Raw genomic sequence first — 13,633 nt, 5'->3', positions numbered from 1 at the left:
ATTGCGGGGGCTTTTCTGATATTAAAAACCGCGGGCCGTCATGAACGGCGCCGCGGTTTTTAATGTTTTCTTATATATTCCACCAGTGGAGACCGTCTTTTTCAAGAAGATCGTCCGAAGCTTTCGGTCCCATTGACCCGGCTTCATAATTCGGAGAAAGGGTTTTGTCGGCTGCCCACGTTTCGGAAATCGCATCGACGAAATTCCAGGAAAGCGCCACTTCGTCCCAATGGGCAAAGTTTGTCGCATCACCGAGCAGACAGTCATGGATTAATTTTTCATAGGCTTCCGGTGTGTTCATTTCGTCACTGCAGTTGCTGCAGTAATCCAGCTTAATCGGCTGAGCATGAGCGGCTCCGCCTAATTTTTTAGCGTTCAGATATAGTGTGATGCCTTCATCCGGCTGAATATGGATGACAAGCAGGTTCGGATTTACATTCGTTTCATTGCCGTAATAAAGGTTCATCGGAATGTCTTTAAATTGAACGACGATTTTCGTTGATTTTTCTTTCATCCGTTTCCCTGTGCGGATATAAAACGGAACGCCGGCCCAGCGGAAGTTATCGATTAACAGCTTTCCGGACACGAATGTTTCCGTATTGGAATCCGGTGCTACATTTTGTTCATCTGTATAGCTCGGTACAGCGTTTCCGTCAATCGTTCCCGCTTGGTATTGTCCGCGGACGAAGAAGTCACTCACTTCGTTTGGAGCGACAGGGCGGAGAGCTCTCAGCACCTTCACTTTTTCGCTGCGGATTTCTTCCGTGTTCAGTTTAATCGGCGGTTCCATCGCCAAGAGAGCGACCATTTGTAAAATATGGTTTTGAACCATGTCACGGAGTGCACCTGATTTCTCGTAATATCTCGCACGATCCTCAACGCCGAGATCCTCACTTGACGTAATCTGGATGTTTGAGATGTAGCGGTTATTCCACAGCGGCTCAAACAGCGCATTCGCAAACCGGATGACTTCGATATTTTGAACCATTTGTTTACCTAAGTAATGGTCGATCCGGTAAATTTGATCTTCCGTGAAAGCTTCGCGTATTTCTTTGTTAAGCTCTTTCGCACTCGGCAGGTCATGGCCGAACGGTTTTTCAATGACGAGACGGGACCAGCCATTTGTCGCTGTGACACCTTCGTTTTTAAGTGATTTTGCGATAGTGCCGAAAAACTCAGGAGCCATCGCCAAGTAAAACATTCTGTTGTTCGGGATTTCATATGTATGTTCAAGCTGATCAAGCAGGACATTCAGCTCCTGATAGGAACCCGGATTCGTTACATCAAACGGATGGTAATAAAAATGAGATGTGAAATCGTCTATGTCTTTTTGCCCGGCAGAAGAAACAGACGTTTTAACGGTTTCCCGGAGGTCCTCGTTTGACCAAGGTCTTCTTCCAACACCTACAACTGCAAACTCTTCACCAATTTGACCATTTTTATATAAACGGTGAATGGATGGGTAAAGTTTTCGTTTTGCCAAATCCCCTGTGGCACCAAATATTACAATTACTGCTTTTGGTTTGTCGTTTGTTTTCACTTAGAGTACCTCACTTTATCTGAAGCATGGTTTAAAACCCCGCATATTTCCTTCATTTTAAATCTAAAATTCGTTGAAAGCAAACATTTCAGCCTGTTTTTTGCGGTTTGCGGAAAAAAATTAATCAGGCCGGAGAAGGCCCGGGTGAATTCACATTTTCAGCCTGATCCTGTATCCTTAGTAGTACAAAGATCTAGGAGGAAGCATTGTGGAATTATTATTTTTAGGGACGGGGGCCGGCATGCCGGCAAAGACGAGAAACGTAACGTCCGTCGCGCTGAAGCTTCTTGAAGAAAGGCGTTCCGTATGGCTGTTTGATTGCGGAGAAGCCACTCAGCATCAGATATTACATACAACAATCAAACCGAGGAAAATTGAGAAGATTTTCATCACCCACCTTCACGGCGACCATGTTTACGGTCTTCCGGGTCTGTTGGGGAGCCGTTCATTTCAGGGCGGTGAAGAAGAGCTGACGATTTACGGGCCAAAAGGCATTAAAGCCTTTATCGAAACAAGCCTGAACGTGACGGCGACTCATCTGACGTATCCTCTTACCGTACATGAAATCGAAGAGGGGACGGTTTTTGAAGATGAGCAATTCATTGTTACCGCAGCATCCGTCATTCACGGCGTGGAAGCGTTCGGCTACCGGGTTCAGGAAAAGGATATTCCCGGCGCATTGCAGGCCGGCAGATTAAAAGAAATGAATATCCCGCCCGGACCCGTCTATCAGAAAATCAAAAAAGGCGAAACGGTCACACTTGACGATGGCAGAATCATTAACGGGCGGGATTTTTTGGAACCCCCGAAAAAAGGGAGAATCGTCGCTTTTTCCGGGGATACGAGGGCATCAGAGCGGGTAACGGAGCTGGCGCGCAATGCGGATGTGCTTGTTCATGAAGCAACATTTGCAAAGGAAGATGCAAAGCTCGCACATAATTATTATCACGCGACGACAGAACAGGCTGCGCAAACGGCAAAAAAAGCAGGCGCCAAACAGCTGATCTTAACTCATATCAGCGCAAGGTATCAGGGTGAATCGCCGATAGAGCGTCTCGAACATGAGGCGAAAGCGGTATTTGAAAACAGTAAGATCGCATTTGACTTCATGGAGGTCACTGTGGAGAGGTCTTAAAAAATGGACGCTTGACATTTTTTTCTGGTGAGATATAATAAAACGTAATAATTACGATTTGTGCAAGGGGTGAAAATGATGCGTGTGAATGTTACATTGGCCTGTACAGAGACAGGGGACAGAAATTATATTACGACGAAGAACAAACGGACGAATCCGGACCGGTTAGAAATGAAAAAGTATTCCCCCCGGTTGAAAAAGTATACGTTGCATCGTGAGACAAAATAGATCACGATAACAAAAGCCATTGTGCCGTTGCACAATGGCTTTTGTTTTATCAGTTTACCGCCTGATAGGCAGGAGCATTCATTTGCTGGCGTACCGCGCACCAAACATCATAAATGGCAAGGTGGACGATGTGCGGTTCATCGTGGTGAATGGCATGAGAACTGTTTTTGGCCTGAATCCATCCGCTTTGATAAGAGACATCAAGCATGCTTCTGTGCAGTTTCACCCATTGTTCATGAGCGTGCTTTAAACGCTCATCCCGCTCTCCCGATGATAAAATCAACAGCGGCATATCGCCGAAATGAATCTGCTGATGCTTGATCTGACGAAGGCTCGTCAAAAATTCCGCGTGTGATCCTTCCAATATGAACTGTTTCAAATAGGCGGCTTTCATTTCTTCGGGAAGAAGCGGAAGCACTTTCGTCTCCTGATCCTCAGAAACCGGATCAAGCATCACCATCCCGAGAATATCCCGGCGGTTCCGGCTCGCCCATAGTCTGCTGATAATCGCGCCGTATGAATGCGAGACGACAAGATAAGGAGGCTTGACGCCGGCCTTCAGAAGAAGAGCGTTTAATTCCTGTACCATGTGGTCCGCCGTTCTCTTGTTTCGGCTTTGTCCGCTTTTGCCGATTCCGGCTCTGTCATATGTGAAAACCCCAAATTCTTCATCTATGTCAGCGAGTAATGATGTCCATGTTTCAGAAGAAGTGCCGTAGCCGGCTTCAAAGACGATCGTCACTTCGCCGGCGCCTTTACGGTGTTTCGTATAAAACGGACACCCGTCAATCAGATATGTCCTTTCCATCCATGCTGCTTTCATTGGAGTCATCCCCTCTAATTGGTTCTATAGGGAAGACGGAGAAGCTTCGGCAATCGTTTCTCAAAAAATAAAAAAAGAGACAGCCGGATCGAAAAACTCTGGCTGTCATTTCATCACCATGCTCTGTCGTATTGAACCGGTGACGGTATTTCAGTATTCAGCTGCTTCGCTGCACTCCTTGCAAAGTGCGGATCGCGCAGAAGTTCTCTTGCGACAAAAATAAGGTCAGCGCGGTTGTTTTGCAGAATTTCTTCCGCCATTGTTCCCGTCGTTATCAAACCGACGGCGCCTGTTGCGATTTCGGCCTGTTCACGGATTTTCTCTGCGAAGCTCACTTGGTAGCCTGGGAAGACATTAATATCAGCTTGAACGAGTGCGCCTGAGCTGCAATCAATGAGGTCGACTCCCTGTTCTTTCATCCACTTCGCAAAACCGATATGATCTGCAATGTCCAGCCCTTTGTCTGTATAATCCGATGCAGAAATACGGACAAATAACGGGCCGTCCCAGACTTCCTTGACGGCTTCAATGGTCTCGCCTAAGAAGCGGTAGCGATTTTCATGTGAGCCTCCGTATTCGTCTGTACGGTGATTGGACAGAGGGGACAAAAATTCGTGCATTAAGTAGCCGTGTGCCGCATGAAGTTCAATAATGTCAAAGCCGGCTTCTTTCGCGCGCGCCGCTGCCTGTTTGAATTCCTGAATGGTTTCTTTAATTTGTTCTGTCGTCATTTCAGCCGGTGTTTTGGACTGCTCATCGAACGGAATGGCTGACGGAGCGTAAATGTCTCCCTCAAGCTCAGCTTTACGTCCGGCGTGTGCAAGCTGAATGCCGATTTTAGATCCTTGCGCTTTCACTTGTTCCGTCAGTTTGGCAAAACCTTCGATATGATCATCGCTCCAAATGCCCAAATCCTGATCGGAAATGCGCCCTTGAGGATTAACGGCTGTCGCTTCCACGATAATCAGGCCGACCTGTCCGATTGCACGCGATATGTAGTGCGCCATATGAAAAGGCTGCAGTTTTCCGTCCTTCTCATGTGAGGAATACATGCACATCGGTGCCATAACAATACGGTTTTTGATCGTTACATCTTTAACGGTCCATGGTGTGAATAATTTTCTGGCCATTTATTTCGCCTCCCGGAATGTTTTTAGACATTGATTATAACAACTCATGATCATTCAGTCATATAAACTGCTCACAACTGAACACATCGTTCTTATTGTTCTGGACGGGAATTTTTTATACACAGCGTGGCCGTATCTTCATAACAGGCATTTACAGCCGATCATATAGCAAATATAGATGAGAAACGCACCGATGACTGCGTGGCCTCCTTTGAACCAGTTTGTCAGGATGAAAATACTGCTGATGAAGATCACTGCGCCGAAGGCACCGAATATTCCGTTTTTTTGAGCGGCTCTGAAATCGTCGGAGCTCATATTTTTCAGCTGCAAGTGAATATTCAGTAACGTCATGATCGGCAGCAATGTAATAACGCCTGATAAAAATAAGTATTTCGATTTGCTTAAATACGCGGCGGCCACCATAACGGTGCCGCCGATAAAAAATTGAATGAGAAAACTCATGCTGAAACGCTCACCTTCTGTTTGTTATCAAGTATAATGATGGAGACATTGCCATTTTATTTTCGATTGATGTATAAGTAAACTAAATATAACTAATGCATTGGATAATAAAGAATGATATCTGGGAGATGAAGCCGGTTGGATTTAAAGAAGCATTTAGCCTTTATTAAAACGGTTGAAAGCGGCAGCCTGACCCAAGCCGCTGCCATATTGAATTACACACAGCCGAACATCAGCCAAATGATCAGTAAATTAGAGGAAGAGTACGGTTTTCCGCTTTTGATCAGACAGCGGCATGGAGTGAGGCCCACCGCAAATGGCTTGAAAGTGTTACATATTATGAAGGAAATTCAAAAAAACTATGAAAAACTGTCTGAAACCGTTGATAATATTAATGGGTTAGAAAGAGGGGAAGTCCGGCTCGGCACTGTTACGAGCGTGGCGGTAAAATGGCTGCCGAAAATTTTGAGGGAATTTAATGAGCTGTATCCTTCCATTAAGGTGCATTTGTTTGAAGGAAATTCTACTGAACTGGAAGAATGGCTGAAAGATGATCGGATTGATGCGGCGATTGGGACATCCCACAGCGAGAAGTGGCATTTTTACCCGTTGGCAGAGGATCCGATTGTAGCGGTGATGAGCCCGCAGCATGAATTGGCGCAATGTGAAACGGTTCCGTTACATGTCATGGAGTCGGTCAAATGTATCGTGCCTTATCCGGAGACACATTTTGATGTGCTGAAAGTGCTGAAGGAAGAAAAGATTACGCCGCGGGTCGCTTATCAAATCAGAGGGGATGAAGCGATTATTGCAATGGTGCGGAACAATCTGGGGATCAGCATCTTGCCGCAGCTTTTGGTGAATGATTGTGATGTGCTCATCAAACGGTTCGACCGGTATGTCTCCAGGCAGCTCGGCATTTTGACAGCTCATGCAAAGGAGACGCAGACACCTTCTGTCCAGAAACTGATTCAATGCATACAAGAATGGGTTGCGGTCCATCAGGCTTCTGTCTGAAGAAGCCTGATGTGCGTTTAAGCCGGTTCAGGATAATAGACCAGCATAAAATATGTCACCGGTTCATCCGTGGAATTAAAATAACTGTGCGGCATCGCCCGAAGTCAGCACATGCTTTTCGTCATGAAGCTCAACCGTCAATTCACCGCTTTTGATAAAAATGTATCTTCCCCTAAATGTGATTTTGCTTCATGGACGCAGCCCGGCTTCAGGTCAACTATGCCTTGAAAACAAAAAGTCTGACCGTGACGGTGGTGAGCGGGGTTATTTTGGTGTCGGGCTTTCGTCTGTTTATATAAAAAAAGCATCAACGGCACATGCTGTTGATGCTTTTTTTGATATGCTAGGGTTTGGAGAGCACTTCAATTCCGACGTTGACCATTTTGTCCAGTCCCATAAAAGACAGGCAGATTTTGGCGCGTCTTTTCCTTTTATCGATCTTTTTAATAATGCCTTCCATTCCTTTAAGAGGCCCTGAGGCAACGGTTACTTTTGAATTTTCAATATAGACTTTTGAATAATCTACAGTGTCTCCTTCTCCGATCAGCCTGATAATAGGGAGGATTTCTTCATCCTTAATTGTCGTGAAATAGGTTTTACGCTCTTTGGAATAATATGCGCCGTTATTCACGATTCTGCATGAAATGGGGAGTTCTTTGATTTTATGAAATGTCCGCTCTGTCATCTTCGTTTTAAACAGCACATATCCCGGAAACATCTTTTTGAGTGCCTCGTATTTGATTCCGGCTTTTCGTTCTGTGACTTTTTTCTTGGGTATGATTGAGTAGAGAGCCTGCTCATCAAACTGCAGACGCAGAAATTTTTGAACTGTTTCTTCTTTTCCGGACTCTACAAAAAGTGCGTACCATTTCATGACTGGGTCCTCCTTAGAATAATAAGAAATTATTATACAAAGAAAGTATTTAATGGATAGTATTTAAAGTGATTAAAAATTTTTCTAATTCGTCTTTTTTTTACATAATATATGAAAATGAAAAATAAGTATAGACCCAATTGACAGAGAAGCGATGAATTTTCTTTGACATGAATAGGGTTCAGGGAATTATCTGACATTTATCCCGAAACAATTATGCCGACTGTCCACCGAACATAAAACTGTGGAATAAATGTCAGAAAATAACGAAATAAAACCTTGACATTATTATCTATAAATTGATATTATTCTCTTTAAATAGCAACTATTTGTTAAATTTATTAAATTGATGTAAAGCACCTATTAAATTTCAATCGCTGTTTCGGCACGTTGAAGAGGAAATAGGGATTATAAAAATGATTGTAGTGTATATATCTACATATACATGATAAGGGAGAAGTGTGCCGTCATGGCTGTTTTCGGGCATATTGGCACTGCAACTTGTCATGCGAAACATTCAGTAAACAAGCAAGATGTCTTTATATAAATTATGTTAGAAAAGGAAAACACAATGCGTTTGCGATTTTTAAACCTGTGCTGAATCGCAAACGCGTTTGTGTTTTTATTTTTATGCCGGTGTTTACACCAGTCAATATATGAAATAAGAGACGTTTTTGTATGGAGATCCACATGTGATATACAAAATTGGCGATGCGGAAAGGATGAGGATAAGATGCTTACGTTTGTGTTCCCGGGGCAGGGTTCTCAATTTAAAGGAATGGGAGCCGGACTGTTTGATGAATTTCAAGATCTGACACGTCAGGCTGATGACATATTAGGCTACTCTATAGAAGAATTGTGTCTGGAGGATCCGAATCATCAGCTGGGGAAAACGCAATTTACCCAGCCGGCGTTATATACGGTGAGTGCACTCAGTTATTTAAAGAAAATGAAAGAGTCCGGCAGAGAGCCTGATTACGCCGCAGGGCACAGTTTAGGAGAATATAATGCGTTATTTGCGGCCGGCTGCTTTGATTTTGAGACCGGTTTGCAGCTTGTGAAAAAAAGAGGGGAGCTCATGAGCAAGGCAGCTCCCGGAGGCATGGCGGCGGTTTTGGGGTTTACCGCTGAACAAGTAAAAGAGGTTCTATCCGATTATCATCTGACCGGCATTGATATCGCTAACCACAATTCACCTTCGCAAATTGTGATCGCCGGAACGAAACAAGACATTGAAAAAGCGGGCCCCGTCTTTGAAAAAGCCGGCGTGAGAATGTACCTTCCTTTAAATGTGAGCGGCGCCTTCCATTCCCGCTATATGAAAGATGCTGAAAAAGAGTTTGCAGATTATTTAGAAGAAACGGCGTTTTTGCCTCTTCGTTTTCCGGTGATCTCAAATCTTCATGCCGCACCTTATAAGAATGATGAAATCAAAACAAATCTGACTTTGCAAATGACCAATCAGGTAAAGTGGACGGACACGATACGCCGTCTGATGGGACTTGAAAATAATGAAATTGCAGAAGTCGGGCCCGGGGAAGTGCTGACAAAACTGACGCGTCAGATTAAAAAAGATGCCGTCCCATTACCTATGCCGAAAGAAGAGTCTGATACTGCTGATGTTAAAGCATCGGCAGCTGATCCGCAAAAAACGGCGGGAATGAGATTAGGGAACGAAGATTTTAAAAAAGATTATAACATCCAATATGCTTACATGACGGGCTCCATGTACAGGGGAATTGCTTCGGAACAGATGGTCATTAAAGCGGCAAAAGCGGGAATGCTGGGCTTTTTCGGAACGGGCGGATTGAGTATCGAACGGATCGGACAGGCCATCGGAACCATCCGGTCTGCACTGCGGCAAGGGGAAACATTCGGAATGAATCTTCTTCATCATATGATGTCACCTGACAAGGAAGTCAGAATGATAGATTTATATTTGAAAAACGGCATTCATCTTATTGAAGCATCGGCATTTATGGGCATAACCCCCGCTCTTGTTATATACAGGGCAAAGGGATTAAGCAGGAATCATGACGGGTCGGTGTCAGTTCAAAACAAAATCATCGCGAAAGTATCCCGGCCTGAAGTCGCTGAGGCCTTTCTGAATCCGGCTCCGGCTCATGTGCTGGAAAGACTTGTGTCTGACAATCGGCTGACAGCCGGGGAAGCGGCGCTTGCAAAAGAAATTCCGATGGCTGATGACATTTGCGTTGAAGCGGATTCAGGAGGGCATACCGACCAAGGGATTCCGTATACATTAATGCCTGCCATGATCAGACTCAGAGACCGCATGATGGAGAAGCACGGTTATGCGAAAAAAGTAAGAATCGGCGCAGCGGGCGGCATCGGCACTCCGGAAGCGGCTGCTGCCGCGTTTCTGCTCGGCGCCGAATTTATCGGAACCGGTTCTATTAATCAATGCACGGTCGAAGCCGGGACAAGTGATTCAGTGAAAGATCTGCTTCAGGAAGCGAACGTTCAGGATACGTCATACGCTCCCGCGGGAGATATGTTTGAAGCGGGAGCAAGGGTGCAGGTGCTGAAAAAAGGCCTGTTTTTCCCGGCAAGAGCCAATAAACTCTTTGACTTGTACAGACAATACAATTCTTTAGATGAAATAGATGAAAAAACGAAAACATTAATTGAAGAAAAGTATTTCCAGCGCAGTTTTGAAGAAGTGTATGAGCAGTTGAAACGTGATAAATCTCCTGAGCAGATCGCCAAAGCCGAACAGAATCCGAAACACAAAATGGCGATGGTATTTAAATGGTATTTTTCTCATACGACAAGGCTCGCTCTGGAAGGAAAAAGCGAAAGTAAAATAGATTACCAAATTCATTGCGGCCCTGCGCTCGGCGCGTTTAATCAATGGGTGAAAGGAACCCCGCTTGAAAATTGGAGAAACAGGCATGTCGATCTGATCGGCAAACAGCTCATGGAAGAAACAGCCGGCCTTCTTGCGCAAAGGCTGGTATCGATTACAGGCTGAGTATGACCAGCCATTACATTTTTTCTGCGGAGGACAGACCATGCTGATTGAAAATCAGGAATTAACGATGAGCCATGTCGGGTTAGGGAATTTGAATGAGTACGCGCTGCTGCTGTTATTCGGCAACGCACACAGTCACCATTTAACGGACGGAACGGGATTCCGGCCTGATCAGATGGCCGATCACCAAGGGCTGATTTTGTATCCGGCTTATTTTATGACACATCTCAAAGTTCCTTCAGATCAGCCTCTTGATCAGTACCGATTATGGGACGAGGTTTCCGTCGGAGTCGATATCTCCCGGTTTGGAGAAACCATATTAGAATCTGATTATTTGTTCGGGCCGAAAGGAGCGGTCAGCTCTGATAAAAGCGAGTGGGACCGGGGACGGTTTCCTTCTATGAAAGCCAATAGTTTAATTGTCGTCGACGTCACACAAACAGAAGGTTCGACGCGCAAAGTCTCAGCGCCTAAGGCTGAATGCATTGCGGAACTTTCTAAGCTAGCCAAGCCGCCTTACGCCCTGATGCGGTCAAAGAAAATCAGAACGGACGCCTTCGGTATGAAGCCGGGCAATCTCAAAACAGCAGACCCCGTTTCATATCGGGTTCCTGTTGATCAGGATGCTGCGCCCGGGCATGCCATGGTGTTTGCGAAATTCAGCAAGATAATGGATGCGGCGGAATTTGAATGGATGACGCGCCGGTCGAAGCCGGGTTTTCCGCTTTCAATCGCGCGGCATTTATTTTTGCTTGAAAGAGAGACGTATTATTACGGAAATTGTTTTGCAGATGAAGAGCTTGATATTTATATGACGGGACACATTGAAGAATGCGATCCCGACTTTCACGGTGAGTCCCTCGGTATGATCTCAGTGGCGAAAATCAGCTATCAGATTGAAGTCTATATGAAAAGAAATCATACATTGCTGGCCATTTCCAAGGTGGACAAACTGCTGGCGGTGCCGACCTCTTCACAAGATCATATTCCGGATTATAAGCGGGTCATCAGAAGTTTATAAAATGAAGAATGGAGCTGAAAGCAAATGGAACAAACCAAGGAAATGAAGCAGATCATCGCTCAAATCATTCAGGATATTCAAGAACAGCAGTCATATCGGGCCGTCGAAGCGGGGGATGATGTGAGAGTCATAGAGGATCTGGGCTTCTCATCATTGGATATCGCTCAATTAGTCGCACAGATGGAGATGGAAACCGGAGTAGATCCTTTTTCCCAAGGAGAAACAATTTCCAGCATTACAACCGTCGGCAGCATTTGTGATATTTATCAAAAATATATGGACAGTGCTCAATCATGAAAACAGAAAGCGGGGGAGATATCAGCTGGGTGACTGATAAGCTTAGGGAAACGCAAGACAGTGAGTTTCTCATTTTTAAAGGGCAGACTTTTACGTATGATGATTTGCTGGCACGAATTAGCTTTTTTCAGAAAGAACTTGAACAAAACGGAATACGTGAAGGAGAATGTGTGGCGCTTATCGGGGATTATTCCCCGAACGCCATTTTTTTGCTGATGGCGCTTTTGTTAAACCGAAATATCGTTGTCCCTCTCAGCAATGAATCAAGGGAAAAGCATCTCGATATGTTTGAAGACGCGAAAGTGAATCAAATCATTGAAATAAATGAAAATGACAGCTGGACGCTTCGTGGAGGTTCTGAAAGCGCCTCTCACCCTCTGCTTGATGACCTGCGCGAGAGAGGGGAGTCAGGCATTATTATTTTCACATCGGGAACTTCCGGCAAAAGCAAAGCATCCGTGTTAAGCGCCGGCCGGCTGCTTGAAAAATATAAAACGGCGAAGAGAAAACCGCTGCGTACGCTCATTTTTCTGAAATTGGATCATATCGGCGGCATTAATACGCTGTTTGCGATTCTGTTTAACGGGGGAACCATCGTCACATCAGACAGCAGAACGCCGGAGTCCGTTTATCAGGCGGTCGACAAGCATGCTGTCCAAGTGCTCCCCGCCACCCCGACCTTTTTAAACATGCTGCTGATGTCCAAGGCGGATGCCGGCTATAACCTTTCATCACTCAAGCTGATCACTTACGGCACAGAACCGATGCCCCAATCAACGCTGCGCGGCATTCACCGGCTGTTTCCGGATGTACGGCTGAAACAAACATACGGATTAACTGAACTGGGTATATTCTCAACGAAATCAAAAGACAGCCAATCCACTTGGATGAAAGTGGGCGGTGCCGGAACAGAGACCAAAATTACCGGAGGCACGCTTTGGGTCCGTTCTGAGTCCGCGATGCTCGGCTATTTAAACGCACCGTCACCTTTCGATGAAGACGGCTGGTATGACACCGGTGACCAGGTGGAAACAGACGGCGAATATATAAGAATCCTTGGAAGAAAGAGTGAAATCATTAATGTGGGCGGAGAGAAAGTGTTTCCCGCAGAGGTGGAAAGCGTCTTTCTGGAGATACCGAATGTCCGGGATGTTCTCATAACGGGCAGAAAAAATCCGATTACGGGCGAGATTGTTGCGGCGGAGGCCGTGCTTGAAAAAGAGGAAGATATCAAATCTTTCAGAAAGCGGGCCGTAGCTCATTGCAAACAAAAGCTGCAGCCATATCAGATACCGCAGATCATCTCTGTTACAGATCGGAAACTGTCTAATGACCGATTTAAAAAAATAAGAAACGTGTAAAACAGGAGGCAAATATGAATAACGGAAAAGTAGCGGTCGTCAGCGGAGGAAGCCGGGGCCTGGGAAAAGCGATTGTACAGACGCTTTTGGATGAGGATTACAAAGTAGCCGCTTTCAGCCGCAGTGAATCTGATTTTATTAACACATTGAGAGAGAGTGAAAAGTACCGCGGCCGCTTTTATTGGGATGCGGCGGATGCGGCGGATGATGCCGCCATGAAACAGTTTGTTCTTCAAGTATACCGCAAGTTTTCCAGAATAGACGGCTTGGTCAATAACGCCGGTTTGAACCTTGATCAGCTGCTGCCCCTGACCAATGATGAAGACATTGACCGCATCCTCAATCTGAATATCGGTTCAGTCATCAAGCTGACCCGAAACGTTTCCCGGGTCATGCTGAAACAAAATTCCGGATCAATCGTTAACATAAGCTCCATTATCGGCTCAAGAGGATTTAAAGGCACTTCAGTCTACAGCGCATCCAAAGCGGCTCTTGACGGCTTGACGCGAAGCCTGGCCAGGGAGCTCGGGTCTAAAGGAATCCGTGTCAATTCACTTGCGCCCGGTTTTGTGGACACCGATATGACGAAAAATATGCCGGAAAAACAAAAATCGCAGATTATCAGAAGGACACCGATGGGACGTTTAGGCGAAACAGACGATATGACCGGACTCGTTCGTTTCCTGCTTTCTCCTGAATCGTCCTTTATGACCGGACAGACAATGGCAATAGACGGCGGATTAACTTGTTAAA

Annotated in this window: 13 protein-coding genes; 8 read left to right on the top strand and 5 right to left on the bottom strand. The window is 45.4% G+C overall.

Annotated elements, in window-relative coordinates:
• Window positions 1–70 precede the first annotated feature (70 nt).
• On the bottom strand, window positions 71–1,540 hold the full coding sequence (zwf, locus tag ACKTRM_RS11295) for a glucose-6-phosphate dehydrogenase (RefSeq protein WP_012117935.1): 1,470 nt from the start codon (window positions 1,538–1,540) through the stop codon (window positions 71–73).
• 208 nt (window positions 1,541–1,748) lie between these two features.
• Between zwf and rnz the strand changes: the two genes are divergently transcribed.
• Together rnz and rpmG are read left to right on the top strand one after the other, a co-directional pair.
• Entirely contained in the window at window positions 1,749–2,675 is a 927-nt protein-coding gene (gene rnz, locus ACKTRM_RS11290) for a ribonuclease Z (protein WP_012117934.1), read from the top strand.
• A 78-nt stretch (window positions 2,676–2,753) separates the two neighbouring features.
• Window positions 2,754–2,903, top strand: a complete 150-nt coding sequence (gene rpmG / locus ACKTRM_RS11285; RefSeq protein ID WP_003153246.1) for a 50S ribosomal protein L33 — start codon at window positions 2,754–2,756, stop codon at window positions 2,901–2,903.
• 49 nt (window positions 2,904–2,952) lie between these two features.
• Here rpmG and ACKTRM_RS11280 read toward each other — a convergent pair whose 3' ends face one another.
• From ACKTRM_RS11280 to ACKTRM_RS11270, 3 genes are all read right to left on the bottom strand, one after another.
• Window positions 2,953–3,726 (bottom strand): alpha/beta fold hydrolase, encoded by a 774-nt coding sequence (locus ACKTRM_RS11280; RefSeq protein WP_012117933.1) that lies wholly within the window; start codon window positions 3,724–3,726, stop codon window positions 2,953–2,955.
• Between the two features lie 113 nt (window positions 3,727–3,839).
• The gene (gene namA, locus ACKTRM_RS11275; RefSeq protein ID WP_003153250.1) at window positions 3,840–4,856 is read right to left on the bottom strand and encodes an NADPH dehydrogenase NamA; all 1,017 of its coding nucleotides are present in this window, start codon (window positions 4,854–4,856) and stop codon (window positions 3,840–3,842) included.
• Window positions 4,857–4,994: 138 nt separating this feature from the next.
• Complete coding sequence (locus tag ACKTRM_RS11270; RefSeq protein ID WP_012117932.1) at window positions 4,995–5,318, bottom strand: GlpM family protein; 324 nt, start codon at window positions 5,316–5,318, stop codon at window positions 4,995–4,997.
• A gap of 138 nt (window positions 5,319–5,456) precedes the next feature.
• Between ACKTRM_RS11270 and ACKTRM_RS11265 the strand changes: the two genes are divergently transcribed.
• Window positions 5,457–6,335, top strand: a complete 879-nt coding sequence (locus tag ACKTRM_RS11265) for a LysR family transcriptional regulator (RefSeq protein ID WP_012117931.1) — start codon at window positions 5,457–5,459, stop codon at window positions 6,333–6,335.
• A 343-nt stretch (window positions 6,336–6,678) separates the two neighbouring features.
• Here the strand turns inward: ACKTRM_RS11265 and loaP are convergent, their stop codons facing one another.
• Complete coding sequence (gene loaP, locus ACKTRM_RS11260; protein ID WP_007408401.1) at window positions 6,679–7,209, bottom strand: antiterminator LoaP; 531 nt, start codon at window positions 7,207–7,209, stop codon at window positions 6,679–6,681.
• A 733-nt stretch (window positions 7,210–7,942) separates the two neighbouring features.
• Here loaP and fabD point away from each other — a divergent pair.
• The 5 genes from fabD to ACKTRM_RS11235 are packed head-to-tail and all read left to right on the top strand — an operon-like array spanning window position 7,943 to window position 13,632.
• Window positions 7,943–10,201 carry an ACP S-malonyltransferase gene (gene fabD / locus ACKTRM_RS11255; RefSeq protein ID WP_012117930.1) on the top strand — a complete coding sequence of 753 codons (2,259 nt, stop codon included), beginning with the start codon at window positions 7,943–7,945 and terminating at the stop codon, window positions 10,199–10,201.
• A gap of 40 nt (window positions 10,202–10,241) precedes the next feature.
• Entirely contained in the window at window positions 10,242–11,222 is a 981-nt protein-coding gene (locus ACKTRM_RS11250; protein ID WP_012117929.1) for an LnmK family bifunctional acyltransferase/decarboxylase, read from the top strand.
• Between the two features lie 24 nt (window positions 11,223–11,246).
• Window positions 11,247–11,519 (top strand): acyl carrier protein, encoded by a 273-nt coding sequence (locus ACKTRM_RS11245; RefSeq protein ID WP_003153264.1) that lies wholly within the window; start codon window positions 11,247–11,249, stop codon window positions 11,517–11,519.
• On the top strand, window positions 11,516–12,880 hold the full coding sequence (locus ACKTRM_RS11240) for a long-chain fatty acid--CoA ligase (RefSeq protein ID WP_023357010.1): 1,365 nt from the start codon (window positions 11,516–11,518) through the stop codon (window positions 12,878–12,880). The genes ACKTRM_RS11245 and ACKTRM_RS11240 overlap by 4 nt, the downstream gene beginning before the upstream one ends.
• 14 nt (window positions 12,881–12,894) lie before the next feature.
• On the top strand, window positions 12,895–13,632 hold the full coding sequence (locus ACKTRM_RS11235; protein WP_012117927.1) for an SDR family oxidoreductase: 738 nt from the start codon (window positions 12,895–12,897) through the stop codon (window positions 13,630–13,632).
• Window position 13,633: the final 1 nt, after the last annotated feature.

It is taken from the genome of Bacillus sp. D7-8, assembly GCF_052055895.1.
Taxonomy (GTDB): Bacteria; Bacillota; Bacilli; order Bacillales; family Bacillaceae; genus Bacillus; species Bacillus velezensis.
Note: the sequence above shows the minus strand (reverse complement) of the source record. Positions and strands in the feature narration are given on the sequence as shown.

Bases quoted from the DNA above. Each gene is read 5' to 3' on its own strand.
- ACKTRM_RS11245 (WP_003153264.1), top strand. From the start codon at position 11,247: ATGGAACAAACCAAGGAAATGAAGCAGATCATCGCTCAAATCATTCAG.
- ACKTRM_RS11280 (WP_012117933.1), bottom strand. From the start codon at position 3,726: ATGAAAGCAGCATGGATGGAAAGGACATATCTGATTGACGGGTGTCCG.
- namA (WP_003153250.1), bottom strand. From the start codon at position 4,856: ATGGCCAGAAAATTATTCACACCATGGACCGTTAAAGATGTAACGATC.
- rpmG (WP_003153246.1), top strand. From the start codon at position 2,754: ATGCGTGTGAATGTTACATTGGCCTGTACAGAGACAGGGGACAGAAAT.
- ACKTRM_RS11250 (WP_012117929.1), top strand. From the start codon at position 10,242: ATGCTGATTGAAAATCAGGAATTAACGATGAGCCATGTCGGGTTAGGG.
- loaP (WP_007408401.1), bottom strand. From the start codon at position 7,209: ATGAAATGGTACGCACTTTTTGTAGAGTCCGGAAAAGAAGAAACAGTT.
- ACKTRM_RS11240 (WP_023357010.1), top strand. From the start codon at position 11,516: ATGAAAACAGAAAGCGGGGGAGATATCAGCTGGGTGACTGATAAGCTT.
- ACKTRM_RS11235 (WP_012117927.1), top strand. From the start codon at position 12,895: ATGAATAACGGAAAAGTAGCGGTCGTCAGCGGAGGAAGCCGGGGCCTG.
- fabD (WP_012117930.1), top strand. From the start codon at position 7,943: ATGCTTACGTTTGTGTTCCCGGGGCAGGGTTCTCAATTTAAAGGAATG.
- ACKTRM_RS11270 (WP_012117932.1), bottom strand. From the start codon at position 5,318: ATGAGTTTTCTCATTCAATTTTTTATCGGCGGCACCGTTATGGTGGCC.